The sequence below is a fragment of the Streptomyces sp. NPDC047869 genome, from assembly GCF_040704065.1.
GTDB lineage: Bacteria > Actinomycetota > Actinomycetes > Streptomycetales > Streptomycetaceae > Streptomyces.
Genome location: NZ_JBEYRK010000004.1, coordinates 1 through 24,750, shown reverse-complemented (window position 1 = coordinate 24,750; position 24,750 = coordinate 1). Strand labels below are relative to the sequence as shown.

18 protein-coding genes and 2 pseudogenes are annotated in these 24,750 nt (G+C 71.8%); 2 read left to right on the top strand and 18 right to left on the bottom strand.

Translation table 11 applies throughout. The features are described from left to right. Nucleotides 1-75 precede the first annotated feature (75 nt). The 3 genes from AB0924_RS06940 to proB all read right to left on the bottom strand — a co-directional run bounded on the left by AB0924_RS06940 (nt 76) and on the right by proB (nt 3,174). Complete coding sequence (locus AB0924_RS06940) at nt 76-1,362, bottom strand: glutamate-5-semialdehyde dehydrogenase (RefSeq protein ID WP_358927359.1); 1,287 nt, start codon at nt 1,360-1,362, stop codon at nt 76-78. A gap of 111 nt (nt 1,363-1,473) precedes the next feature. Further along, nucleotides 1,474-1,908, bottom strand: a complete 435-nt coding sequence (locus AB0924_RS06935) for a hypothetical protein (protein WP_358927360.1) — start codon at nt 1,906-1,908, stop codon at nt 1,474-1,476. A gap of 150 nt (nt 1,909-2,058) precedes the next feature. Beyond that, on the bottom strand, nt 2,059-3,174 hold the full coding sequence (proB, locus tag AB0924_RS06930; protein WP_358927385.1) for a glutamate 5-kinase: 1,116 nt from the start codon (nt 3,172-3,174) through the stop codon (nt 2,059-2,061). A 229-nt stretch (nt 3,175-3,403) separates the two neighbouring features. Here proB and AB0924_RS06925 point away from each other — a divergent pair, with 229 nt between their 5' ends. After that, complete coding sequence (locus tag AB0924_RS06925; protein WP_358927361.1) at nt 3,404-4,807, top strand: polysaccharide pyruvyl transferase family protein; 1,404 nt, start codon at nt 3,404-3,406, stop codon at nt 4,805-4,807. Nucleotides 4,808-4,831: 24 nt separating this feature from the next. On the opposite strand, the gene AB0924_RS06920 is transcribed toward AB0924_RS06925, so the two are convergent. From AB0924_RS06920 to AB0924_RS06860, 13 genes are all read right to left on the bottom strand, one after another. Next, on the bottom strand, nt 4,832-6,070 hold the full coding sequence (locus AB0924_RS06920) for a glycosyltransferase (RefSeq protein ID WP_366910846.1): 1,239 nt from the start codon (nt 6,068-6,070) through the stop codon (nt 4,832-4,834). A 228-nt stretch (nt 6,071-6,298) separates the two neighbouring features. Then, nucleotides 6,299-8,419: a hypothetical protein gene (locus AB0924_RS06915; RefSeq protein WP_366910845.1), complete on the bottom strand. Its 2,121-nt coding sequence runs from the start codon at nt 8,417-8,419 to the stop codon at nt 6,299-6,301. Nucleotides 8,420-8,595: 176 nt separating this feature from the next. Beyond that, the gene (locus AB0924_RS06910) at nt 8,596-10,092 is read right to left on the bottom strand and encodes a bifunctional cytidylyltransferase/SDR family oxidoreductase (RefSeq protein WP_358927364.1); all 1,497 of its coding nucleotides are present in this window, start codon (nt 10,090-10,092) and stop codon (nt 8,596-8,598) included. A 104-nt stretch (nt 10,093-10,196) separates the two neighbouring features. Continuing rightward, nucleotides 10,197-11,468, bottom strand: coding sequence for a hypothetical protein (locus AB0924_RS06905; protein ID WP_366910844.1), 1,272 nt, complete (start codon nt 11,466-11,468; stop codon nt 10,197-10,199). Between the two features lie 136 nt (nt 11,469-11,604). Continuing rightward, nucleotides 11,605-13,158 carry an alkaline phosphatase D family protein gene (locus tag AB0924_RS06900; RefSeq protein ID WP_366910843.1) on the bottom strand — a complete coding sequence of 518 codons (1,554 nt, stop codon included), beginning with the start codon at nt 13,156-13,158 and terminating at the stop codon, nt 11,605-11,607. A 263-nt stretch (nt 13,159-13,421) separates the two neighbouring features. Then, nucleotides 13,422-13,589 carry a hypothetical protein gene (locus tag AB0924_RS06895; RefSeq protein WP_366910842.1) on the bottom strand — a complete coding sequence of 56 codons (168 nt, stop codon included), beginning with the start codon at nt 13,587-13,589 and terminating at the stop codon, nt 13,422-13,424. Between the two features lie 205 nt (nt 13,590-13,794). Next, the gene (gene obgE, locus AB0924_RS06890; protein ID WP_358927368.1) at nt 13,795-15,243 is read right to left on the bottom strand and encodes a GTPase ObgE; all 1,449 of its coding nucleotides are present in this window, start codon (nt 15,241-15,243) and stop codon (nt 13,795-13,797) included. A 116-nt stretch (nt 15,244-15,359) separates the two neighbouring features. Further along, nucleotides 15,360-15,614 carry a 50S ribosomal protein L27 gene (gene rpmA / locus AB0924_RS06885; RefSeq protein ID WP_018846648.1) on the bottom strand — a complete coding sequence of 85 codons (255 nt, stop codon included), beginning with the start codon at nt 15,612-15,614 and terminating at the stop codon, nt 15,360-15,362. A gap of 14 nt (nt 15,615-15,628) precedes the next feature. Then, nucleotides 15,629-15,949: a 50S ribosomal protein L21 gene (rplU, locus tag AB0924_RS06880; protein WP_007381993.1), complete on the bottom strand. Its 321-nt coding sequence runs from the start codon at nt 15,947-15,949 to the stop codon at nt 15,629-15,631. Nucleotides 15,950-16,181: 232 nt separating this feature from the next. Continuing rightward, nucleotides 16,182-20,378, bottom strand: coding sequence for an Rne/Rng family ribonuclease (locus AB0924_RS06875; RefSeq protein ID WP_366910841.1), 4,197 nt, complete (start codon nt 20,376-20,378; stop codon nt 16,182-16,184). 262 nt (nt 20,379-20,640) lie between these two features. Further along, nucleotides 20,641-21,417 carry a TIGR03936 family radical SAM-associated protein gene (locus AB0924_RS06870; protein WP_358927370.1) on the bottom strand — a complete coding sequence of 259 codons (777 nt, stop codon included), beginning with the start codon at nt 21,415-21,417 and terminating at the stop codon, nt 20,641-20,643. A gap of 46 nt (nt 21,418-21,463) precedes the next feature. After that, nucleotides 21,464-22,555: a hypothetical protein gene (locus AB0924_RS06865; RefSeq protein WP_366910840.1), complete on the bottom strand. Its 1,092-nt coding sequence runs from the start codon at nt 22,553-22,555 to the stop codon at nt 21,464-21,466. A gap of 51 nt (nt 22,556-22,606) precedes the next feature. Beyond that, the gene (locus AB0924_RS06860) at nt 22,607-23,206 is read right to left on the bottom strand and encodes a hypothetical protein (RefSeq protein ID WP_366910839.1); all 600 of its coding nucleotides are present in this window, start codon (nt 23,204-23,206) and stop codon (nt 22,607-22,609) included. 323 nt (nt 23,207-23,529) lie between these two features. Here AB0924_RS06860 and AB0924_RS06855 point away from each other — a divergent pair, with 323 nt between their 5' ends. After that, nucleotides 23,530-23,883, top strand: a complete 354-nt coding sequence (locus AB0924_RS06855) for a DUF805 domain-containing protein (protein ID WP_358927373.1) — start codon at nt 23,530-23,532, stop codon at nt 23,881-23,883. Nucleotides 23,884-23,957: 74 nt separating this feature from the next. On the opposite strand, the pseudogene AB0924_RS06850 reads toward AB0924_RS06855, so the two are convergent. Together AB0924_RS06850 and AB0924_RS06845 are read right to left on the bottom strand one after the other, a co-directional pair. Then, a pseudogene (locus AB0924_RS06850) lies at nt 23,958-24,116 on the bottom strand (IS30 family transposase); the annotation flags it as partial. A 168-nt stretch (nt 24,117-24,284) separates the two neighbouring features. Next, nucleotides 24,285-24,750, bottom strand: a pseudogene (locus AB0924_RS06845) (IS30 family transposase); the annotation flags it as partial.

Genomic DNA, 24,750 nt, shown 5'->3' with positions numbered 1-24,750 from the left:
AGACGGTACGGAAATTCATCCGCCTGCTGAGACGCCTTTCCGCCAGGCCTCATCACCGGCGTGCACACGGCTCGGTCAGCGGCGTACGTGCCCGTCGCCGGTGACGATGTACTTCGTGCTGGTCAGCTCCGGCAGGCCCATCGGGCCGCGGGCGTGCAGCTTCTGGGTGGAGATGCCGATCTCCGCGCCGAAGCCGAACTGGCCGCCGTCGGTGAACCGGGTGGAGGCGTTCACGGCGACGGTGGTGGAGTCGACCAGCTGGGTGAAGCGGCGGGCCGCCTGCTGGGAGGTGGTGACGATCGCCTCGGTGTGCCCGGAGGTCCACAGCCGGATGTGCTCGACGGCCTTGTCGAGGGAGTCCACGACGGCGGCGGCGATGTCGTACGACAGGTACTCGGTCTCCCAGTCCTCCGGCGTCGCCTCGACCACGGTGGCCGTGGAGTCCTTGGCGTGGGCCAGCACGCGCTCGTCGGCGTGCACGGTGACCCCGGCCTCGGCCAGGGCGTCGAGGGCTCGCGGCAGGAACTCGGCGGCGATGTCCTGGTGCACCAGGAGGGTTTCGGCGGCGTTGCAGACGCTGACCCGCTGGGCCTTGGAGTTGACCAGGATCTCGATCGCCATGTCGATGTCGGCCTGCGCGTCGACGTAGACGTGGCAGTTTCCGGTGCCGGTCTCGATGACGGGGACCACGGACTCGTTCACCACGGTCCGGATCAGGGAGGCGCCGCCGCGCGGGATGAGCACGTCGACGAGCCCGCGGGCGCGCATCAGCTCGCGGACGGAGTCACGGCTCTCGCCGGGCACGAGCTGGACGGCGTCCGCGGGCAGCCCGGCGCCGCCGACGGCGTCCCGGATCACCCGGACGAGGGCGGTGTTGGACTCGTAGGCGGAGGCCGAGCCGCGCAGCAGGACGGCGTTGCCGGACTTCAGGCACAGCGCGGCGGCGTCCACGGTGACGTTCGGGCGGGCCTCGTAGATGATGCCGACCACACCGAGCGGGACGCGGACCTGGCGCAGGTCGATGCCGTTGGGGAGGGTGGAGCCGCGCACCACCTCGCCGACCGGGTCGGGCAGCTTCGCGACGTCGCGGACGTCGGCGGCGATGGCGCGGACACGCTCGGGGGTGAGGGTGAGCCGGTCGACCACGGACTCGCTGGTGCCGTTCTCCCGGGCCTTGGCCACGTCCTTGGCGTTGGCCTCGACGATCTCGCCGGTCCGGACCTCCAGGGCGTCGGCGATGGCGAGCAGCGCGTCGTCCTTCACGGCGCGCGGGAGCGGCGCGAGATCGGCGGCGGCGGCCTTGGCCCGGTAGGCGGCCCGGGTGACCGGGGACATCGAGTCGTACGGCGAGAGCGTGGTCATGGGGGGAAGAGTAGTGCGCGGCACCGGGCCGTTCAGCCGTCGTCCCACACCGCGAGACGGGTCAAAAGGGGGTGAAGCCCGCCGGGAACCAGCCTCGGCGGCACCGGGCCGTCAGAACGGGTGCACGCCCACCGGAGTCGCGGGCGCGGGGCCGTGTCCCTCGGCGATGCGCTGGTGGTACGTCTCGCGGTCGATGACCTCGAGGCCGACGATCTCCCAGGCCGGCAGTCCGGCGGTCTGCCGGTGCTCGCCCCACAGCCGCAGCGCGACGGCGGCCGCGTCATGGAGGTCGCGGGCCTCCTCCCAGTAGCGGATCTCCGCGTGGTCGCCGGCGTATCTGCTGGTCAGCAGGAAGGGGTGGTCGTGGGCGAGCTGTTCCAGGGCGCGCCGCAGGTCGGGCAGCGGCACCTCCTCCCCGGAGACGCTGAGGGTGACGTGCCACAGCCGGGGCAGGTCCCTGGGCCCCTCACGCCGCTCGTAGGTGTCTCCGGCCGCGACACTCGTCAGAGCACCGCGGGACGCCGGCCCGGGGCGCGCTCGTCTCACGACGGCCTCCTTCTCGCATGACCCTTGACGGAACGTGTCCCATCAACATGTCCCCGAGAGAAAGTGGAGCAGGCCGCCGGGCTCCGCGTGGCGGTTTTACGGAACGTCCCCCACCGGGGGCGTTCCTTACGCCCTGTTCTACGAGTGGCTTTACGAGTGCGACGAGCGCAGCAGTACCAGGTCGTCCCTGTGTACGACCTCGCGTTCGTACGCCGGACCCAGTTCGCGCGCCAGTTCCCGGGTCGAACGCCCGATCAGCAGGGGGATCTCCTTGGCGTCGAAGTTGACGAGTCCCCGGGCCACAGCGCGTCCCGCGCCGTCCCGCAGTTCGACCGGGTCGCCGGCGCTGAACTCCCCCTCCACGGAGGCGATGCCGGCGGGCAGCAGAGAGGTGCGCCGCTCGACGACCGCGCGGACGGCGCCGTCGTCGAGGGTGAGGGAGCCCTGCGGGGTGGAGGCGTGCTGGAGCCACAGCAGCCGGTCGGCGGAGCGCTTGCCGCTGGGGTGGAAGTAGGTGCCGGTGTCGCCGCCGCTCAGCGCCTCCGCGGCGTGGACGGCGCTGGTCAGTACCACCGGGATGCCCGCGGCCGCGGCGATCCCGGCGGCCTCGACCTTGGTGACCATGCCGCCGGTGCCGACCCCGGCCTTGCCCGCGCTGCCGATCTCGACCTCGGCGAGGTCCCCGGGTCCCCGCACCTCCGCTATCCGCGAGGTGCCCGGCTTGCTCGGGTCGCCGTCGTAGACGCCGTCGACGTCGGAGAGCAGCACCAGCAGGTCGGCGTGGACGAGGTGGGCGACGAGGGCGGCGAGGCGGTCGTTGTCGCCGAAGCGGATCTCGTCGGTGGCGACGGTGTCGTTCTCGTTGACGACCGGCAGGGCGCCCATCGCGAGCAGCTTGTCCAGGGTGCGGGAGGCGTTGCGATGGTGGGCGCGGCGGCTCATGTCGTCGCTGGTGAGCAGCACCTGTCCGACACGGATGCCGTAGCGGGCGAGGGACGCGGTGTAGCGGGCGACGAGCAGGCCCTGGCCGACGCTGGCGGCGGCCTGCTGACGGGCGAGGTCCCTGGGCCGGCGGCGCAGACCGAGCGGGGCGAGCCCGGCCGCGATGGCTCCGGAGGAGACCAGTACGATCTCCCGCTCCCCGCCGCTGCGCACCTTGGCGAGGACGTCGACGAGAGCGTCGACGCGGTCGGCGTCCAGGCCACCCGCGGCGGTGGTCAGCGACGAGGAGCCCACCTTGACTACGATCCTGCGGGCCGCGCCCACGGCCTGCCTTGCCTCGGTCACCTTGCCTGCTGTCCCCTCGCCCCGTACCGGCTGCCTTAGCGGCAATCGCTGCCTGTGCGGCAATCTACGCGAAGGGGGCCGCGCGTGCGCATCGGTCCAGCCCCCGGACAGGCACACAGTAACCGTTTGCTCACGGTTCGCGTACGGCAAAAAGGTTGTACCCGTTGCCTATAGAAATTAAACCCTTCACCAATTTAAATTGACCGTTGTGTCACCTACCGTTCGCCACCCGAAGCGCATCCTGCTCCGATCGGGCAAGAGTCCCTATGACGTCTTCTCCGTGGAGCAGGCCCTCCACCAGGACGTCATCGCCACCAACTCCGGCAACCTGATCTTCCAGGACGCCGCGCACAAGATCCTCGAGACGCCGGACACCGAGGTCTTCTCGAACGGCGGACGCACCGAGGTGGCCGCGGCGGCGCGCATCAACGCGGAGTACGACGCGTTCGTCGTGCCGCTCGCCAACGCCTTCCGCCCGTCCTTCGAGGTGGCGCTGCAGCGGCTGACCCGTCTCATCTCCAAGCTGCGCATCCCCGTAGTGGTGCTCGGCGTGGGCGCGCAGACCGGTGTGGGCTACGACGCGGCGCGGCTGAAGCGGATCGAGCCGACGGTGCGCGCGTTCTGCTCGGCGGTGCTGGACCGCAGCGCCTCGATCGGCGTGCGCGGCGAGTTCACCGAGACGTACCTGCGGGACATGGGCTTCAAGGACATCGAGGTCATCGGCTGCCCGTCCCTGTTCATGTACGGCCGTGAACTCGACGTGCGCAAGCAGGTTCCCGGTCTGACGGCCGAGTCGCGGATCGCGATCAACGGCTCGCACAGCGCGGTGAAGAAGCAGGGGCTGGGCCGGATCATCAGCCGCACCCACGAGCACTACCCCAATCTGCGCTTCATCGGCCAGAACCTCAGCGACGCGCGGCAGCTGCACTGGCGGGACATGTCGGACCCGAACGCCGCGGTGACCGCGATACCGACGCACCCGGACCACCCGATGTACCGGGAGGACAAGGTGCGGGTGTACGTCGACCCGATCACCTGGATCGACGAGCTGCGCCCGTTCGACTTCTCCTTCGGCTCCCGCATCCACGGCAACATCGCGGCGCTGCTCGCCGGGACTCCGGCTACGGTGCTGTGCGGGGACTCGCGCACGCTGGAGCTGTGCCGCTACTTCGAGATCCCGCACCAGCGCCTGGACAAGGTCGCCAAGGACCCGGAGGCGGCGGACCCGGCGCGGCTGTACGAGCAGGCCGACTTCAGCGGGCTGACCGGCAACCACGCCGAGCGCTTCGAGCGGTTCACCCGCTTCCTCGACAAGAACGGGCTGCAGAACACCTTCACGCACGGCGACGGCGGCGCCGCCTTCGAGAAGCGGATGCGATCGCTGGCGTTCCCGCCGGGCGTGCGCCCCTGGAACGACGCCGACCTGGCCTCGCTCACCACGCGGTTCGGCTGGCTGCACGCCCAGGTCGGCGAGCTGTCCAAGGACAACGACCGGCTGCGGCGGGAGCTGGCCCGGTCCAAGCGCGTCAAGGACGCGGTCCCCGCGCCCGCGGCCTCCGTCTACCGGCGCGCGCGCCGGGTGGTGGGCCGGGCACTGCACTCGGGCAAGTAGCGGGGCGCGCGGCGCCGGCGGGTGTCAGGCCGCCGCCGCGCCGATCCCGCCGCTCGGCAGCAGCCGCCTGATCCTCCGCAGCGCCCGGCGCGGAAGGGAGCGGGCGGCCGGCTCGCGGTATCCCGGGAAGGCACGGGCCTCACGGGGCTCGGCGAGATACACGTCGTCGGGGATGCCGGCCGTCCCGGACCGGAAGTGCGGGTAGGCGAGGTACAGGCGGGTGCCGCGCTTCTCCAGCAGCGCGGCGGCCTGCTTCCCGGCCCGTACGAACTCCACGACGTCCAGCAGCGGCTCGATCCGCTGCTCGGCCACCAGGTGCAGCCGCAGCCGCTCGTGGACCTTCAGACGGCGGGCCACCCCGGGCGTCCAGTAGGCGTCCATCAGCGGCTTCGCCAGCTCGAGCTTGTTCCGGCGGACCGCCTCGCCGTCCTTGAGGAACCTGGGCCCGAACTGCGGCAGCAGGGTGATGAGGAAGGGCCGGACCATCAGGTCGTCGCGCCGGGGGCCGGCCGGGACCATGTCGGCGATCAGCTTCATCAGGGCGCGCGCGGAGTCGAAGCGCAGCGTGTAGCTGCCGGTCTTCGTCACGTGCTTGCCGTCCTCGCGGCCCACCAGGTAGTAGCAGGTGTGATCGGCGAGCACGGAGACGCCGTCCGCCCGCAGGTAGGCCTCCAGGGTGAAGAGCGCGTCCTCGCCGGTCCACAGCGATTCGTCGAACCGCATGCCGTGCCGCTCCAGCAGCGCGCGGCGGAACAGTTTCTGCGCGCTCAGCGTGAACTTGATGTTGGAGGAGAAGACGTCGGTCCGGTCGAGGGTCCGGCCGAACATGGACTTCGGCGGGGTTCGGTTGACGCCCTCGACCCGGCCGAGGACGACGTCGGTGCCGTTCCGGTCGGCCATGGCGACCATGCGTTCCAGGGCCTCGGTGCCGAGCCGGTCGTCGGCGTCGAGGAAGAAGACGTAACGTCCGGCGGCCTTGCCGAGGCCGACGTTGCGCGGGCCGCTGGGGCTGCCGGAGTTCTCCTGGCGGACGACGGTGACCGGCATCTCGGCGCGGGCCGCGAACTCCTCCAGGTACTCCCCCGTGCCGTCCGTCGAGCCGTCGTCGACCGCGATGACCTCCATCCGGGCCGCGCCGATCGTCTGGGCCTCGACGGACGCCAGGCACTCGACCAGATACGGCATCGCTTCGTACGCCCCGATGACTACGGTCACATCAGGCTGCGTCACGACGGTCACGGTTCCCCCTTGGTCACAGAACATTTCCCCCGAATCACATCATTCGCAACCTGTTAGACGGGGTCCTGTCGGAAGCGGTTGCCTGACGCCGAGTGATGAGTGAGGCACGCCACACGGGACGCGGCGGCCGTATCCGAAGGTACGCACGGCTGGTAAGAGCTGCTCATCCGTCCGGCAGGGGGTCGGTAAGGAGACGTGAAAAAGGGCCGGCCCTCGGAGTTCTCCGGGGGCCGGCCCTTCAGGGCGGAGTCGTCAGACCGCGCTCACGTCGTCCGTCTCACCGGCGGAGGCGCTCCGCTGGGCCGGCAGCGCGGTGGTCAGCTCGGCCGCCTCGGCGGGGTCGACGTTGGCCGCGCCCACCCGCGACTGCTGGCCGACGTTGCGGGTCTCGGCCTTCAGGGCCAGATCGGCGACCGCGGTGTTGAACTGGTCGATCGACTTCGGCTCGTCCGGGCCCAGCAGATACTGCTTGAGCTCCTTGCGGTCCCCGGCCAGCGGGTCGGCGGACGTGGCTCGGACCGCGTCCAGCAGGCCGCCCAGCTCGGACGCGCTGTTGGACAGGATCGTCGCGGCGCGCACAGCCGTGTTCTGCCGCTTGAACTCCTCCACGCCCAGCTCGCCGGAGTCCGTTACCGCGTACGGCTTGCCGCTCGCGATGAAGTCGGAGACCACCGAGGAGATGTCGGAGACCATCGCGTCGGACACGTTGAAGCAGTCGTACAGGCGCGGCTCGGCACCGGTGATGACCTTGTGCTCGTACGCCGGGAAGGACTCCCAGTAGGCGGCGTTCCACTCGGCGCGCAGCCGGGCGATCTCCTGGTGCCGCTCCACGTCGACGATGCCGTCGCGGGTGGCCTCGGCCTCGTCGCCCTTGTCGCCGCCGGCGCCGGCCAGCTCGGCGAGGCGCGCCTCGATCCGGGCCAGCTCGGCCCGGGCCCGCTCCTGCGCGGCGGTGTCGGCGGTGAAGCGGGAGTCGGCGGCACGCTCGGCGGCGGCCTTCTCGACCAGGGTGGTGACGCGGCGGTGCGCGGCGCCGGCCTGGGCGCTGACGGTGCCGGTGAAGGGATGCGGCTTGTACAGGACACGCACCGGCGGGTCGGCCGTGACCAGCTTCCGCACGATGTTCTCACCGGCCAGCACGATCGAGGTGTTGCCGGGGTTGCCGTCCCAGCCCTCCCAGGTGGGGGCGTACAGCACGGTCGGGATGCGTCCCTCGGGCACGCCCTGCCAGGTGGTGATCGGCGCGAGCTGCGGGCGGCCGACCTCGACGATGTCCTCGTCGCGGACGCCGACGTCGGCGATGGCGTAGCGGTCACGGCCCGCCCGGCCGGCGGTCCACACCTCGTCGTACACCTTGCTGTACGGGTTGACACTGGCCAGCTTGTCGCTGTCGCCGTGGCCGATGAAGACGTGCTTCATGGTGGGCACGCGCAGCAGGTGGATGTTCTTGCCCACGTTGGCCGCGTAGAGCGCGACGCGCACCGTCGACAGGTCCAGGTTCATCAGGTGCACCCCTCCGGGCACGCAGATGACGGGGACGGTGGTGGGGGCGAGGTTGTTCAGGATGGCGCGCTCGCGGAGGATGATCAGCGGCCGCGTCTCCAGCTGCTCCATCGTCTCCAGCCACATGTTGACCTGGTACACGGAGTCCTTGGAGCCGGAGAAGTACAGCACCGTCTCCGGCTTGTAGGCGGCCAGCCAGTCGTCCACGGCGGCGAGCACGGCCTCGGCCTTCGGCGGGGTCCGGCGGCCGCGCACGTACGGCAGCAGCACCGCGACGTAGAGGCAGCCGAGGGCCACGGTGATCCCGGCGCAGATGAAGCCGACAAGGGCGTCGTCCAGCGCGGCGGAGACCAGGAGACCGGCGACCGCGAACAGGTCGAGGTGCAGCATCTTCTCCGCGGAGCGGTGCAGCAGGCGGCGCGGCGGCGCGTCCGGGATGCGGATGCGGGACTTCAGGTCGATGTTGCGGGTGGCGACCGGCATCCGGCGGCGGTTGCGGATCAGCGTCACGAGCGCGCCGTGCGGAGCCTGCAGGCCGTAGAAGGCGATGAAGCAGGCGACCGCGGCGTAGAAGACCAGGTTGTCCGCCAGGGACATCCGGGCCAGCAGCAGGATCAGCAGCAGCTGCCTGATCAGGAACCGGATCGACAGGCCGGCCCGGACCTTGCTCAGGCGGTTGATCAGATAGCTGCCCTTGCGGTGCAGAAAGTGGTCCGCCAGGTACGTCACGGCGGCCGCGACCACGAAGGCGTACACGCTGGGGAGGAGCGCGGCCAGCATGAGGCAGGGGAAGCCCAGCATCATGAGGGCCGCCGCGGCCAGCTCGGCCGCGCTGCCCACCCGGGCGACGCGAATAGCGGTGGATATCACGGAGAAACCTGCTCTGGGAGGGGGGAGTGCCGGTTTTGTTCGGTATTGCCGGAATCGAGCGGCGATCGCGGGCCGTACCGATTTTTTAAGAGGTGTACGGACTCAGGCCTCTGCGAACGCCCAGTGAATGAGCGAGTGCAGAGGCCTGAATTCCCAAAAGCTATTTACCGCGATTATTACACGCCGTCCTGACGGTCCAGCACCGTGGCCAGAGCCTGCTCGAAACCGGAGGCCCTGGCGGCGCCCGCGGTCGGGTCCTGCTGGCGGACGTCGATGACGTGACCGGTCAGCTCCGACAGCAGCACGTCCAGGGAGGTGCGGGCCACCGCCTCGGAGGAGAGCAGCGAGCCGGCCGGCTCCTGGCCGAACGCCTTGGTGCGCATCGGGGTGGCGGTGCGCTCGGGGTTGATGCAGTTGACGCGGATGCCCTCGGACGCCCACTCGTCGGACAGCGCCTGGGTGAGGTTCACCATGGCGGCCTTGGTGGAGGAGTAGAGGCTGTACTCGGCGCGGCCGCGGGTGTAGCTGCTGGAGGTGTAGAGCAGCAGCTGGCCCTTTGTCTCCGACAGGTACTTGTAGGAGGAGCGCGCGATCTGCACCGGGGCCAGGTAGTTGACCTTCAGCGCCTCCTCGATGGTGGCGTTGTCGGTCTCGGCGAGCTTGCCGATGCGCAGCACGCCCGCGGTGTTGACCACGTAGTCGATCCGGCCGGTCTCCGCATACGCCTTGGACAGCGCGTCGTCGACCTCCTCCGGGTTCTCCACGTGGGTGCCGGTGGTGGAGCGGCCCAGCGCGTACACGGAGGCGCCGTAGGACTCGGCGAGTTCGGCGATGTCCTTGCCGATGCCGTAGGAGCCGCCGAAGATGACGACCGTCTTGCCGGTCAGCAGCTCGCGGTAGGCCTCCTCGCCGTTCTGCTCCGGGGCCGCCGTCGAGGCGAGCTGGAACAGCTTGTCGGCGATGAAGACGTCGACCGGCTGGGTCACCTTCATGTTGTACTCGTCACCCGCGACGACGTGGATCGGCACGTCCGGCAGGTACTTGAGCACGACGGAGCAGTCGTCCGTGGCCTGGAAGTTGGGGTCACCGGAGGCGACCTCGTAGGCGCGGCGGATCGTGGACAGCTTGAAGGCCTGCGGGGTCTGGCCGCGGCGCAGCCGGGAGCGGTCCGGGATCTCGGTGATGAACTCGCCGTCCTCGCCGTGCGTGCGCGTGACGATGATGGTGTCCGCGGACGGGATGGCCACGTCCACGGCCTGGAAGCGCTCCAGCGCGGTCACGCAGTCGTCGATGACGCGCTGCGAGAGCAGGGGGCGCACGGCGTCGTGGAAGAGGACGTTGACGTCCTCGCCCTCGGCCAGCCCCTCACCGAGGGCGGAAATCGCGCGCTCGGTGGTCTCGTTCCGGGTCGAACCGCCCTCGATGACCTTCTTGACCTTGGTGAAACCGGCCTTGGCGACGATCTTCTCGATGTCCGGCACATAACCGGGCGCCATCAGCACGATGATGTCGTCGATCGAGTCGGCGTTCTCGAAAGTGGTCAGCGTGTGCTCGATGACTGCCTTGCCGGCGATCTTCAGCAGCTGCTTGGGGATCGAAAGACCCACCCGCTGGCCGGTGCCACCGGCCAGGACGACTGCGGTGGTTCGGGGCTTGGCTATGTGCTGTGACACAGGCTGACCTACCTTGGGGCGACAGGGAACGTTCGAAATGGTCCCACTTCGGGTAACCGCTGTGCAAGGTGAGTGACGTCCCATGCATATGTGCGCGCCACCTGTCATTCACCTTGCGCCCCAGGTGATTGGGCGACGGCCACCGTGAACCTCCGTGGAATTGCTGTGAGTAAGTCCACAGGTCCCTCACAGGCCCCGGCGGGAGGGGTGTTCAGCGGCCCCCCAGCCGTTTCAGGCAGCGGTGACCGAGGACCCGGACGAGCTCCTTCGACGGCGTCCGGTGCACATCGCGCGCGAGGGGGCCGCCTCCGCTCGCGAAGGCGGCAGCCGCGAGTGCGCCGTACAGCGCCCGAGCCGCCGCTTCCGGGGTCATCCGGGGCTCCGGCGAGCACGGTACCGGCTGCTCGGGCACCGTGGACAGCAGGCCCGGATCGCCGAGGACCCGGACACCGAGGGCGGCGATCCGATCCGCCGCCGAGGCGCCGATCGCGGCGGCTGCCTCGGCCGCCCAGCGGGGGGGTGGCGATCCTCACGTCGGCGGGTGTCGGGCTGCACATGTTCTTCATATGCATCACGGCACCGTTGCGGACCAGCCGGGAATACAGCTCGTCGGGCAGCCCATTGTCGCGGAATTCGACGTTAAGATTCCGCAGCATTTCGGTCTCGGCCAGGGTAAGGGACCGATTCGCGGTGTCCGGAACCGGCCACAGAAGATTCTCCGGCAGTCCGAGCAGTGCCTCGAAGGTGCGCATCAGGCCGCCGCGGTCGCGGTCGTCCACCACGACGACGGTGACCCGCCCGCTCCCGGCGGCCCGGACCCAGCGGGCCACGAGCCGGTCGTGCCGGTGCCGCCGCCAGAAGCTGGGGTTGGGCTCGTCGTACGGCGGTCTGCGCAGCATGTGCTCCAGCCAGTCCTCGTAGCCCATGCGCAGGCCGTTCTGCACGTACTGCTGCCACTGCGAGGGCATGATCCTCGCCAGCGGGCGCAGGGTGACCAGGACATGCACGCGGTCGCCGCCGAGCTGCTCGACGATCCGGGCGGCGGTGGCGTCGTCCGGGGCGTCGGCGAAGAACTCGCTGCTGATGACCGAGGTTTTCTCCCCGGTGGCCCGCACCCGCTCCGGCAGCCGGGTCCAGTGCCTCTCGGTGGGCACGGTGTCGCCCATCATCGCGGGCCGGGCGCAGGCGGCGAGGGCGGCCTCCATGGGGTGCCTGCTGTGCGCGGGGAACACCACGCCGTGCTCCGGCAGCCGGTCCCGCGCCGCGAACAGCGCGCCCTGGACGGCGGTGGTCCCCGTCTTGTGCGGGCCGATGTGCAGCAGCCGGGTGCCCGTGGGCAGCGGCGCGGGCATGTCACTCGTACAGTCCGTCTCCATGGTCAAGGGACGGTAAGAGTTCCGCCTGAGGCGGAACTGAGAGGAGCCTGGGACCCGGATGAGTCCCGGGCCCCGCTCACACAGGTTTCCGGGGCGCCCGAGGGGGCCGCTTTCCGGGGCTCCCGAGGGGGCCGCGTCACACGGTCCGGACGCCGGGCTCGTCCGCCTCCACCCGCAGCCGCGTCAGGGTGCTCGCGGCGGACTTCGGCGCCAGCACCGTGCCGACGGTCCGCACCTGGGCGTCGAGACCGTCGCGGCCGATGTCGAAGAGGTGGTAGCCGCGGTGGGCGTCGATCACCCTCCAGTGCGGGTTGTCCGCCTTCAGCGGGTCCCACTGGGCGTGGAAGGCGGCCTGGTCCTGGTCGCCGTTGCTGGAGATGGAGGTGCCGACGAACTCGGCGCCGACGACGGCGGACCCGGGGTCGGCGAAGTCCTCCTTGAGGTCGCTGATCATCGTCAGGTGCCGGTCGCCGCTGAGCACGACCGGGTTGCGGACGCCGGCGAACTCCCCCAGCAGGGCGTTGCGTTCCGCCTGATAGCCGTCCCAGGCGTCGTAGTACCAGAGCTTGCCGTCGCCGGGCAGCAGGTCGGTCTCGGCCATCATGATCTGCGAGGCGACGAGGTTCCAGTGGGCCGGTGAGCCGTGCAGCCCGTCCAGCAGCCACCGCTTCTGCGCGGCGCCGAGCATGGTGAGCGACGGGTCCTCGGCGCCGGCCTGGCTCGTGGCCTGGTCGCCGCGGAACTGCCGGGTGTCCAGCACGTTGAGCCGGGCCAGGCGGCCGAAGTCCAGGCGGCGGTACATCTGGATGTGCGGGCCGTCCGGGACGGCGGTGGCGCGGACCGGCATGTGCTCGTAGTAGGCCTGGTACGCGGCGGTCAGCCGGGCCGTGAACGCGTCGTGCGACTGCTTGCCGGGGTCCTGCGGGACCTCACCGGCGTAGTCGTTGTCGACCTCGTGGTCGTCGAAGGTGACCACCCAGGGGGCGTTCGCGTGCATCGCGGCGAGGTCGGGGTCGGTGCGGTACTGGGCGTAGCGGTTGCGGTACTCGGTGAGCGTGTACGGCTCCCCGGTGCCCTCGTGCCGCCGTACGGCCGTCGCGGACGGCGTGGACTCGTAGATGTAGTCGCCGACGAACAGGACGATGTCCGGGTCCTGGGCGAGCATGTCGGCGTACGGCGTGAAGTAGCCGTGCTGCCAGTTCTGACAGGAGGCGAGCGCGACGCGCAGGGAGCCGCCCCGCTGGTACGGGTGGGGCGCGGTGCGGGTCCGGCCGGTGGGCGAGAGCTGCCCACCCACCCGGAAGCGGTACCAGTACCGGCGGTCCGGGCGCAGCCCCCGTACGTCCACGTGCACGCTGTGCCCGAACTCGGGACGGGCCTGGGCGGTCCCCCGGCGGGCGGTCCGGCGGAACCGCTCGTCCTCGGCCAGTTCCCACTCCACCGGGACGATCGTGTCCGGCATCCCGCCGCCGTTCAGCGGGTCGGGGGCGAGCCGGGTCCACAGCACGATGCCGTCGGGCAGCGGGTCGCCGGAGGCCACGCCGAGGGTGAACAGGCCGTCGGGGAGCGGGTTTCCGGCGGCGCGGGCGGTGCCCGGCAGCCATAGCTGGGCGGATGCCGCGGCGCCGAGGACGGCGGCGCCCGCGGTCAGAAAGCGGCGTCGGTCGGGCTGCGGTGCTGCTCCGGTCATTCGGCTGACTCCCTTGCCACACGGGCCTCTTGGGCTTCACTCGCGGACCACCGGAAGCTCCCACGGCCGGACGGCCCGGACGCCGAACGGCAGCGTTCGCATGCATGACAAGTAGGCGGACAACAGAAAACCCGCCGCGGCACCGGGACCACGTGGAGAACGTGGTGGTGCCGCGACGGGTCACGACCTGTCAGAAAGCTTTTCGAGTAGCGCAGTCGAGGGTGCAGACGCCCCAGCCGACCCGGCCGGTGAGGACGTCCGGGTCAGCGGGGAAACGCGGTGCCGAGCCGGGCCCCGGAGGCGACGGTGCCGAGGGTGCCGGCGCCGAAGACGGAGGAGCCCTTCGCGGTCGTACGGCCGGGGAAGAGCCAGACGGCGCCGGCGCCGGAGTCCTCCAGGGGAGCGCCGATGACCAGCCCGGCCAGGGCCATGCCGGTGGCGACGGCCAGCCGCGCCGACGGGAGGATGGACCGGGCTGCGACACGTCGGCTCCGGGGTGGGAGAGCGAAGTGTGCGACACGGCAGGGACCGATGTCCCTGCCGTGTCGCACAGTTCGACTCACCCGGGAGCGGCGGGGTTGCCCCACCGGACGCCGGGACTTGTCCCGGCGTCCACCGCTGCGCGCCCGCCCGGTCCTACTCGAACGGGTCGAACTCGTCGTACTCGCGCAGCGCCTCGTCCCGCTCGGCCTGCTTGTCGCGCCGCCGCTGGGCGGCCGGCCGGGCCGCGTCGAAGCGGTGGTCCTCGCCGCGCCGGCCCAGCATCTCGGCGCCGGCCATGGCGGTCGGCTCCCAGTCGAAGACGACCGCGTTGTCCTCGGGCCCGATGGCCACGCCGTCGCCGACGCGGGCACCCGCCTTCATCAGCCGCTCCTCGACACCGAGGCGGTTCAGGCGGTCGGCGAGGTAGCCGACGGCCTCGTCGTTGTTGAAGTCGGTCTGCCGCACCCAGCGCTCGGGCTTCTCGCCGCGCACCCGGAACAGCGGCTCGCCGCCGGCATCCTCGCGGGTGACCGTGAAGCCCGCGTCGTCCACGGCCTGCGGCCGGATGACGATCCGCGTCGCCTCCTCCTTGGGCCGGGCGGCGCGCGCCTTCGCGATCAGCTCGCCGAGCGCGAAGGACAGCTCCCGCAGCCCGATGTGGGCCACCGCCGACACCTCGAAGACGCGGTAGCCGCGCTCCTCCAGATCGGGGCGGACCATCTCGGCGAGGTCCTTGCCGTCCGGCACGTCGACCTTGTTCAGGACGACGATCCGGGGCCGGTTGTCCAGTCCGCCGTACTGCCGCAGTTCCTCCTCGATGATGTCGAGGTCGGAGACCGGGTCGCGCTCGGACTCGAGGGTCGCGGTGTCCAGCACGTGCACCAGCACGCTGCACCGCTCCACGTGCCGCAGGAACTCCAGGCCCAGGCCCTTGCCCTGGCTGGCGCCCGGGATCAGACCGGGCACGTCGGCGATGGTGTAGACGGTCGAACCGGCCGTGACCACGCCCAGGTTGGGCACCAGGGTGGTGAACGGATAGTCGGCGATCTTCGGCTTGGCCGCGCTGAGCACCGAGATCAGCGAGGACTTGCCCGCGCTCGGGTAACCCACCAGGGCCACGTCCGCGACCGTCTTCAGCTCCAGGACGATGTCCTGGAGGTCCCCCGGCTCGCCGAGCAGCGCGAAGCCGGGCGCCTTGCGGCGGGCGGACGCCAGCGCCGCGTTGCCGAGGCCGCCCCGGCCGCCCTGCGCGGCGATGTACGAGGTGCCGTGGCCGACCAGGTCGGCGAGCACGTTGCCGGCCTTGTCCAGGACGACGGTGCCGTCCGGCACGGGCAGGACCAGGTCCTGGCCCTCCTTGCCGGAGCGGTTGCCGCCTTCGCCGGGCTTGCCGTTGGTCGCCTTGCGGTGCGGGGAGTGGTGATAGTCGAGCAGCGTGGTGACCGACTGGTCGACAGTCAGGATCACGTCGCCGCCACGGCCGCCGTTGCCGCCGTCCGGGCCGCCGAGCGGCTTGAACTTCTCACGGTGGACGGAGGCACAGCCGTGGCCTCCGTTACCCGCGGCGACATGCAGCTCGACGCGGTCCACGAAGGTGGTCATGGTTCATGCCTCCAGAACTACGGTGATGTCTCTTGCGTAACACGCGAAAGGCGGACCCGCCTTCCCGACCGGGAAGTGAGGTCCGCCTCGCGAAAGGTTCGAACGGAACGCTCGGGTCAGGCGACCGGAACGACGTTCACGACCTTGCGGCCACGGTGGGTACCGAACTCCACCGCACCGGGCTGCAGCGCGAACAGCGTGTCGTCGCCGCCACGGCCGACGCCGGCGCCCGGGTGGAAGTGGGTGCCGCGCTGGCGGACCAGGATCTCACCCGCGTTGACGACCTGACCGCCGAAGCGCTTCACGCCGAGCCGCTGGGCATTGGAGTCGCGACCGTTCCGGGTGGACGATGCGCCCTTCTTGTGTGCCATTTCTCCTCAGTCCCTTACTTCGCAGCCGCGGGGATCTCAGTGACCTTGATCGCCGTGTACTGCTGGCGGTGGCCCTGACGACGGCGGTAGCCGGTCTTGTTCTTGTAGCGAAGGATGTCGATCTTGACGCCCTTGTGGTGGTCCACGACCTCGGCCTGGACCTTGATGCCGGCCAGCACCCACGGGTCGCTGGTCACAGCGTCGCCGTCGACAACGAGCAGGGTCGAGAGCTCGACCGTGTCGCCAACCTTGGCGGTGGAAATCTTGTCAACCTCAACGATGTCGCCGACAGCAACCTTGTGCTGGCGACCACCGCTGCGCACGATGGCGTACACGCGGATCTCACTCTCTCGCTCGGGAACGGCACCCCCGCAGTCCAGCCGCCCGGGCATGAACACGGACGGCCTCTCCCGGCCACCGAGGCACCCGGGAGGAAGAGGTTTACGGGGATGTGGCGTGTCACTCGACACGCCGACGGTCAAGGTTACGGGGCCACGGCCGAAGGGGTCAAACCGGGCCCGGCGGGTGTGGGGCCGGTCACGTGGACCGGCCCCACCCCCCGGGGCGTCAGCCCTCGTCGCCGGCGGGGACCGTGGTGGTCTTCTTCGCCGTCGTCTTGGCGGCGGCCGTCTTGGCGGTCTTGGCCGCCTTCTTGGCCGTCGTCTTCTTGGCGGCCGCCTTCTTGGCCGCGGTCTTCTTGGTGGCGGTCTTCTTGGTGGCCGCCTTCTTCGCCGTGGCCTTCTTGGCGGTCTTGCGAGCCGTCTTCTTGGCCGGAGCCGCCTCCTCGACGGTCTCCTCGGCCGCCGGCGCCTCGGTCACCGTCTCAGCGGCGACCGGGGTCTCCTCCGCCGCGGCCGACGGGACGACCGTCACGGCCGTCTCCTCGGAGGCGGTCGGCGCGGTGGCCTTGCGCACGGCACGGCGGCGCGGGCGGGCCGGGGCGGCGCTCTCCGCCTCCGCGGCCGGAGCCGGGGCCTCGGCCGCGGGCTGCTCCACCGGGGCCGCGGGCGCGGTCTCGGACACCGTCACCACGGCGGCCTCGGCTCCCGCGGGCGAACCGGCGGGCGCCGACACCTTCCGGGTCGCCCGGCGGCGCGTACGGCCCTTGGGCGCGGCCTCCTCGGCGGCGGGCTCGGCCTGCGGCTCCGGCACCATCTGGTCCTCGGCGGCCGCCGGCTCGGCCAGCGCCTCCGCGGCGGGCTCGGGCAGTACCGGGCGCGCCGCCGCCTCCTCGGCGGTGACGTCCTGGGCGGTCGGCGCGGCGGCGGCCACGGCCGCCTCCGTCCTCGGAGCCTTCTCGGTCTCCGCGGCCTTCTCCGCCTTCGGGGCCCTCTCCGCCTTCGGCGCGCCCGCCGGTGCCGAGGCCCGGCGGCTCGCGCGGCGGCGGGAACGACCGCGGCCGGCCGCCGCCTCCGCCTCGGCGACGCTGCTGTACAGCTCCTCGTCCGGCGCGAAGTCCGGCCCGGGCAGCGCGACGGGCTCGGCGAACTCGGCGGCCACCTCGACGGCGGTCTCCACCTCGGGCTCGACGGCCTCGCCGGTCTCCACCGCCACGGCGGCGGTCTCGTGCACGTGCTCCTGCGCGTCGCCGCCCCGGCCGCGCTTCTTGCGCTTGCCGCCACCGCCGCCGGCCGCGGCCGGCTGCTCCATGTGGACGATGACACCACGGCCGTTGCAGTGGACGCAGGTCTCGGAGAACGACTCCAGCAGGCCCTGGCCGACGCGCTTGCGGGTCATCTGCACCAGGCCGAGCGAGGTCACCTCGGCCACCTGGTGCTTGGTCCGGTCCCGGCCCAGGCACTCCAGCAGGCGGCGCAGCACCAGGTCCCGGTTGGACTCGAGCACCATGTCGATGAAGTCGATGACGATGATGCCGCCGAGGTCGCGCAGCCGGAGCTGGCGCACGATCTCCTCGGCCGCCTCCAGGTTGTTCCTGGTGACCGTCTCCTCGAGGTTGCCGCCCTGACCGGTGAACTTGCCGGTGTTGACGTCGACGACGACCATCGCCTCGGTCCGGTCGATCACCAGCGAACCGCCGCTCGGCAGCCAGACCTTGCGGTCCAGCGCCTTGGCGAGCTGCTCGTCGATCCGGTAGGTGGCGAAGACGTCGACCTCGCTGGTCCACTTCGACAGCCGCTCGGCGAGGTCGGGCGCCACGTGCGAGACGTAGCCGTGGATGGTCTGCCACGCCTCGTCACCGCTGACGACGACCTTGGAGAAGTCCTCGTTGAAGATGTCGCGGACGACCCGGACGGTCATGTCCGGCTCGCCGTAGAGCAGCGTCGGGGCGTTGCCGCTCTTGGCCTTCTTCTGGATCTCCTCCCACTGCGCCTGGAGCCGCTCGACGTCACGGCGCAGCTCGTCCTCGCTCGCGCCCTCGGCGGCGGTGCGCACGATGACGCCCGCGTCCTCGGGGACGATCTTCTTGAGGATGGTCTTCAGCCGGGCCCGCTCGGTGTCGGGCAGCTTGCGGCTGATGCCGGTCATCGAACCCTCGGGCACGTACACGAGGTAGCGGCCCGGGAGGGAGACCTGGCTGGTCAGACGGGCGCCCTTGTGGCCGATGGGGTCCTTCGTCACCTGGACGAGCACCGACTGGCCGGACTTGAGGGCGGCTTCGATACGGCGCGGCCCGTTGGCCATGCCGAGTGCCCCGAAGTTGACCTCACCGGCGTACAGGACGGCGTTGCGGCCCTTGCCGATGTCGATGAAGGCGGCCTCCATCGACGGCAGCACGTTCTGGACCTTGCCCAGGTAGACGTTGCCGACGTACGAGGTCGACTGCTCCTTGTTGACGTAGTGCTCGACCAGCACGTCGTCCTCGAGCACGCCGATCTGGGTGCGCTCGCCGTGCTGGCGGACGACCATGACGCGCTCGACGGCCTCGCGGCGGGCCAGGAACTCGGCCTCGGTGATGATCGGGACGCGGCGGCGGCCCTGCTCGCGGCCTTCGCGGCGACGCTGCTTCTTGGCCTCCAGACGGGTCGAGCCCTTGATGGACTGCACCTCGTCGGACGGCTCGGCGGGCTTGCGGGGCTCGCGGACCTTGACGACCGTGCGCTCCGGGTCGTCGGTGGACGGCTCGGCCTCGCCGCCGCTCTCGCCGGCACGGCGACGGCGGCGCCGGCGACGGCGGCTGGAGCTGGAGCCCCCGGACTCCTCGTCCCGGGCCTCCTCGGAGTCCTCGTCCTCCTGCTCGGCGGTGTCCTCGGCGTCCTGTGCGGCCTGCTCGGCGGCGAGTTCGTCGGACTCGGCGTCCGCGCCCTCACCGGCCTCGCCCTCGGCGGCGTCACCACGGCGACGGCGACGGCCGCCCCGGCGGCGACGGCGGCGCGAACCGGACTCCTCGGAGCCCTCGGCCTCGTCGCCCTCGTCACCCTCGGCGAGGTCCTCGGCGGCCTCCTCGGCCTCCTCCGGCTCCTCGGTCTCGGCGGGCCGCGTCTCCTCGGCGGCGGCACCCCGGCGGCGACGGCGGCGGCGCGCGCCGGCCTCGGCGCGCTCCTCCGGGTGCGCCTCGGTCTCCTCCTCGGGCTCCTCCGTCACGGCGGCCTCGGCCGCGGCCTGGGCGGCGGCCCGCTGCGGGGTCTGGAACTGCGGCTCGGCGAACACCGGCGCCTGGAAGACGGCCACGGCGGGCCGGGCCGGGCGGCGCGGTGCCCCGGCCTCGTCGGCCTCGGTCTGCGCGGGAGCGGCGAATCCGGTCGCGGCCTGCCGGACGACCCGGCGACGGCGACGCGGGGCACTCTCCTCGGCGGGGGCCTCGGCGGCGGGGGTCTGCGGCGCCTCGGGGGCCTTGGTCTCCTCGGCGGGCCGGTCGGCGGCCGCGGTGGCCTCCTCGGCCGCGGGAGCGGCGGCACCGCGGGTGGCTCGGCGGCGGGTACGGCGCGGAGCGGCTTCCTCGGCGGCCGGGGCGGCCGCGGGCTCCTCCGCCACTGTTTCCGCCTCGGGGGCGGCGGCCGTCACGACGGGCTCGGTGGTCTCGGTGGTCTCGGCGGCGGCCGGGGTCCCGGTGGGCGCGGACGCACGGCGGGTCGCCCGGCGGCGGGTACGGCCGGCGGGCGCGGCCTCCTCCGTCGCGGCGGGAGCCTCGGCGGCCGGGACCTCGGCGGCGGGGGCGGCCTCGGCGGCGGCCGGAGCCGCCTCGGGGACCTCGGCACCCTCGGTGGCCTTCGGCTCACCGGCGGGCGCGGAGGCGCGCCGGGTGGCACGGCGACGCGGGCGAGCCTGGGCGGCGGCCTCGGTCACGGCCTCGGCCTCGGCCTCCGCGGCTGCCTCCGTCTTCGCCTCGGTCGCGGCGGCGGGCACCACGGCCGCCTCGGCCGGGGTTCCGGCAGGCGCGGCGGCACGGCGCGTCGCCCGACGGCGGGTACGGGGCGCCGCGGGTTCCTCGGCGGTCCCAGCGGTCTCGACCGCCTCGGCCGGCGCGGCGGACCCGGCTGCCTCGGTGGTCGGTACGACCGTCTCGGCGGCCTCGGCGGCGGCCGGCGACCCGGCCGGCGCGGCGGCACGGCGGGTGGCCCGACGGCGGGCACGGGCGGGGGGCGCGGCCTCCTCGGCCGCGGCGGGTGCCTCCACGGTCTCCGCCTCGGCGATCTCATCCGCTTCCGCGGCCGGTATGGCCGGCACGGTGACCTCGGCGGGGGCCTCGGCGGCACCCGGCGGGCCCGCCGGGCGGGAAGCGGCACGGCGACGCCTGCGCGGCGGCAGGGTGTCGCTCGGCGTGTTCAGTTCGGAACCCTCGTTGGGTTCGGTCGGTTCGAGCATGCGGGCGTTTCTCCCGTCAGGCTCCCGGGCGCCGCGCCTGGTCCGGCGCCGGTCCCGAGGGACCGTTCACCGTTGACGTCCGCGGTCCGCGCGATGCGCGGTGACCGCCGTCCGGGGCGCGGGCGCCGCACGGGAGCACTCTGTGTCCTGTCTCGCCGGTTCCGTACGCCTTGTCGGTACGGCCTGGCGAAAGTCTTCTGGTCGGTGCGCTGCCCGACCCAGGTGGCTCCCGAGTACGAGGGCGGCGCTACGACGTCCGTCCCTACGCGGAACCTTCCGGCGTCGGCGTCGTCGCGGCGGCGGCCGGTGTGGCCGTCAGGGCCTCGGCTGCCTCGCGGTCGGGCGCGAGCGGGTCGGTCACCGTGCCGGTCTCTTCATCGAGCAGCCCCTGCGCCAGCCTGGTCACCGCTGCGGGGACCGGCGGCGCCAGGTCGGCCACGGCGCGGAGACCGGACAGGACGTCGTCGGGTCGTACGGCAGGCGTCACGTGCCGAACAACCAGCCGCAGTATCGCACAGGCCTGGTCGGTCGGCCCATCAGCCCGCGAACTGTGCGTTTCCAGGTTCGCGACCGCCGGGCGGGCGTCGAAGGTACGGACGCCGTTCTTGGTCATGCGCTGCACCTCGACGGTGTCGGCCTTGATGAAGGCCTCCACCGCGCGCCCGGCGTCGAGCGGGTCGACGCCGTCCAGCCGCAGCTCCCATACGGAGGCCGTGAGCCGGTCGGCGAGTCCCGAGGTCCGTGCCTCGACCGCGTCGACGATGTCCAGCCCGGTGGGCAGCGACTCGTCGAGGAGGACGCGCAGGGTCTCGGGATCCCGCGCCGCGGTCAGCGCGATCTCCAGGTACTCCGCCTCACTGCCCGTGCCGGTGGGTGCGGCATTGGCGTACGACACCTTCGGATGCGGTGTGAACCCCGCCGAGTACGCCATGGGCACCTCGGCGCGGCGCAGCGCACGCTCGAAGGCGCGCTGGAAGTCACGGTGGCTGGTGAACCGGAGGCGGCCGCGCTTGGTGTAGCGCAGTCGGATGCGCTGCACCGCGGGTGCGGGCGGCGGGCCTTCGGGCTGTCGCTTGCCCAGTGTCCTAGTCCTTCGTGAGTGCGGTGGTACTCCTACCAAGAGTACGTGTCCCGCGGCCCCCGGGTTCCCGCCGGTCCACAGCGGCCGGCGGCCGGGGCTCGCCGAGCAGCGTCCGCCGGAGGTCCGCGCGGGCCTGCCGCACGGTGTCCCGGGCTGCGGCCAGCGCCTGCCGTGCGCTCCGCCCCACCACGCGCGCCGCCGCCGCGGCGGGCCGCAGCACGTGGTCCCGGACGACGTGCCCGACGGGGGTCAGGACCGTGCGGTACACCCAGCGCACCGGCTCCACGAAGATCCACCGCAAGAGGGTCCCGAGCACCCGCCCCACGACCCGGGAGATCCGCCCGGCGATCCGCCAGGCGTGCCCCAGGGCCTCACCGGTCTCCCGCACGACGACGGCCAGGACCCGGCCCACGGGCACGAGCACCCGGCGCCACAGGGCCAGGGCGGGCAGGACGAGCAGGACGCGGGCCGTCCAGTACAGGACGGCCCCGAGCCCCGTGACGACGGCAACCACGAGCCACGCCAGCGCCCGGCCCACGGGCGCGAGCACCCACGCGTACAGCCACCGCGCCGGGACGACCAGCAAGTACCGCGCCAGCCAGGCCATGACGGCGAACACCCCCGCCCCGGCCGCCGCGAGCAACAGGCCGGCGCCCCTCAGCAGCCAGGCGGTCCCCCGCCCGAGGGGAGCCAGCACGCGCGCGTACAGCCACTGGAGAGCGGCCCCGACCGCCCGCGCGCCCCGGGCGAGACCATGCCCGAGCGGGGTCAGCACGTACCGGTGGAGCCAGAGCGCCGGTACGACGGCGAGCACGTTCCCGAGCCACCCGAGTGCCTTCCCGGCGGGCACCACGACCCACCGCCACAGCGCGGCGAACGGCCATACGAACAGGGCCCGGCCGAGCCACCGCAGCGCGCGCCCGAGCGGGCGCAGCACCGTGCGGGACAGGAACCGCCCGGCGACGGTCAGCGCGTCCCACACCAACCGCACGGGCACCACCAGCACGAGCACGACGATCCGCACCGGGACGCGGATCGCCACGGCCAGGCACCCTTCCGGGTACTGCGGCTGGGCGGGCGGCTTGTCGAAGTCCATACCCGGGTAGACGCGGCGAACGCCCCGACGGATGCGCCACGGCCCGGACTCTTAAGTCACGCGTGCCGTGTACGACTCGGGATAGCGCTCGGTGAACTTGACGACGCCGACCAGCAGGGCGATCGGGACGACCCAGTTGAACCAGTCGTCCATGGACGGGTTCCGGACGGCCAGCCAGGTGGAGAGCGCCATGAGGGCGAAGACCACGCCCCAGGCCGCGGTCAGCACCCGGTTGATGTGCGCGAAGACGGGTGAGTCCCAGTACTCGCGGGGTGTCTGCTGCCGGGCGTACTGCGCCGTGAAGGGGTCGGCGAACAGCGACCCCAGCGCGACGACGGCCACGACGCCGTTGGAGATGACCTGGGCGTAGGTCTCCAGCCAGATGAGCTGCGAGCGGTCCAGGGCCAGCGCCAGGACCGTGATGACCGCGAAGAACACGATGCCGACCATGTCCAGGACGAAGAACCTGCCCCGGAGCGTGTCCCTCCCCGACAGCACGATCGAGGCGATCAGCGCGGCGAGTCCCGCGTACTCCCAGGTGCTGGGTCCGGCGACCACTCCGAAGATGATCCAGGGGGCGAACGAGAGGAACACGCTGCCCGTGCCGGCGGGCTTGCGGGTCGGTGCCTTCGTCGCCGTCTGCTGCGCCATGGGAGTCCTCCCGTCGGACGTCGGGACCCGCCCCCTCCCCCATCGTCCCGTGGCCGGTCGCCCGCCGCCCGTCGTGCGTGGCGGGCGGCGGCCCCTACCGAGGAGGGTGCGCACCTGCACTGCGAGCCGCTGGGCCGGGCCCTGTTCGAACAGCGTGTCTTCGACTGGCTGGACACCCGCCTGGCCGCCGCCGGGACCCCCCTGTCACCGAACGACCACAGCCGGGTAACACATTGACCCGCCCACGCCAAAGACATGGTTTCAAGTCACCGTGACTGGTTCGATGGGAGGCCAACTGAGCTTGAATTCCTGGGGGGACAACCATGCACTGGTACATCGACGTCCTGAAGAAGTACGCCGTGTTCAGCGGTCGCGCGCGGCGGCAGGAATACTGGATGTTCTTCCTGTTCCACATCATCATCAGCATCGTGCTGGCGATCATCGACGCCGCCATCGACTCGACCGTCCCCGCCATCATCTACTCGCTCGCCGTCCTGCTGCCCGGCCTCGGCGTCTCCGTCCGCCGGCTGCACGACACGGACCGCTCGGGCTGGTGGATCCTGATCGGCGCGATCCCGCTGGTCGGCGCGATCATCCTGATCGTCTTCCTGGCCACCGAGGGCAAGCCGGAGACCAACCAGTACGGCCCGAACCCGAAGTACGCCCAGGCCGCCTGAGCGGACATCAGCCTCGAAAGGCCCGCCGGAACCGGGTGCTTTCTAGGGGTCGTTGCAACACGTGGTCGTGTTGATCAGGCCGCGAGCAGTTTATGCAGGCGCTCGGCTGGGGTTTCCCAGCCGAGCGTTTTGCGTGGGCGGCTGTTGAGTTCGGCGGCGACGGCGGCCAGGTGCTCGCGGGTGGGGGCGGAGAGGTCGGTGCTCTTGGGGAAGTACTGCCGCAGCAGGCCGTTAACGGCTCAGCAGGCTTCTATCAAGTCACTCCCGGCCAGGGCTCTCGCCCTGCGGACCGCCGTGGACATCTCAACGGAAAGCCTTTCGGCACGTGTTCTCCGAGTCACCCGGCGACCCCGCCGAACCTCTCCCGTCGAAGAACCCGGCCCGCCAAGGCTGCACCAATAGGTGTTCTCGTTGGAGCCTCGCTGCCAGGGGCTGGCGGGGTCGCAGAAGTAGACCGGGATGTCGGTGGCGATGGTGAAGGCGCCGTGGGCGCCCATCTCGCTTCCCTGGTCCCAGGTCGGGGACCGCACGAGGTGGGACGGCAGGGTCTGGACCGTGGTGACCAGTGCGTCCCGGATGCTTTCGGCGCCGTGGTCGCCGGGCAGGTGCAGGAGCATCACGTAGCGGGTGGCGCGCTCGACCAGTGTGCCGATGGCCGACTTCCCGTCCTTGCCGATGATGAGGTCGCCCTCGCAGTGGCCGGGCACGGCCCGGTCTTCCACCTCGGCGGGCCGTTCACTGATCATGACCATGGGGGTGGAGAACCGCGGCCGGCGCTGCTGGGCCTGGCGGCGCGGCTTGCGGCGGGCCCGGCCGGTGCGCAGGGCTCGGGCGAGCTCGCGGCGAAGCTCTCCGCGTCCTTGGACG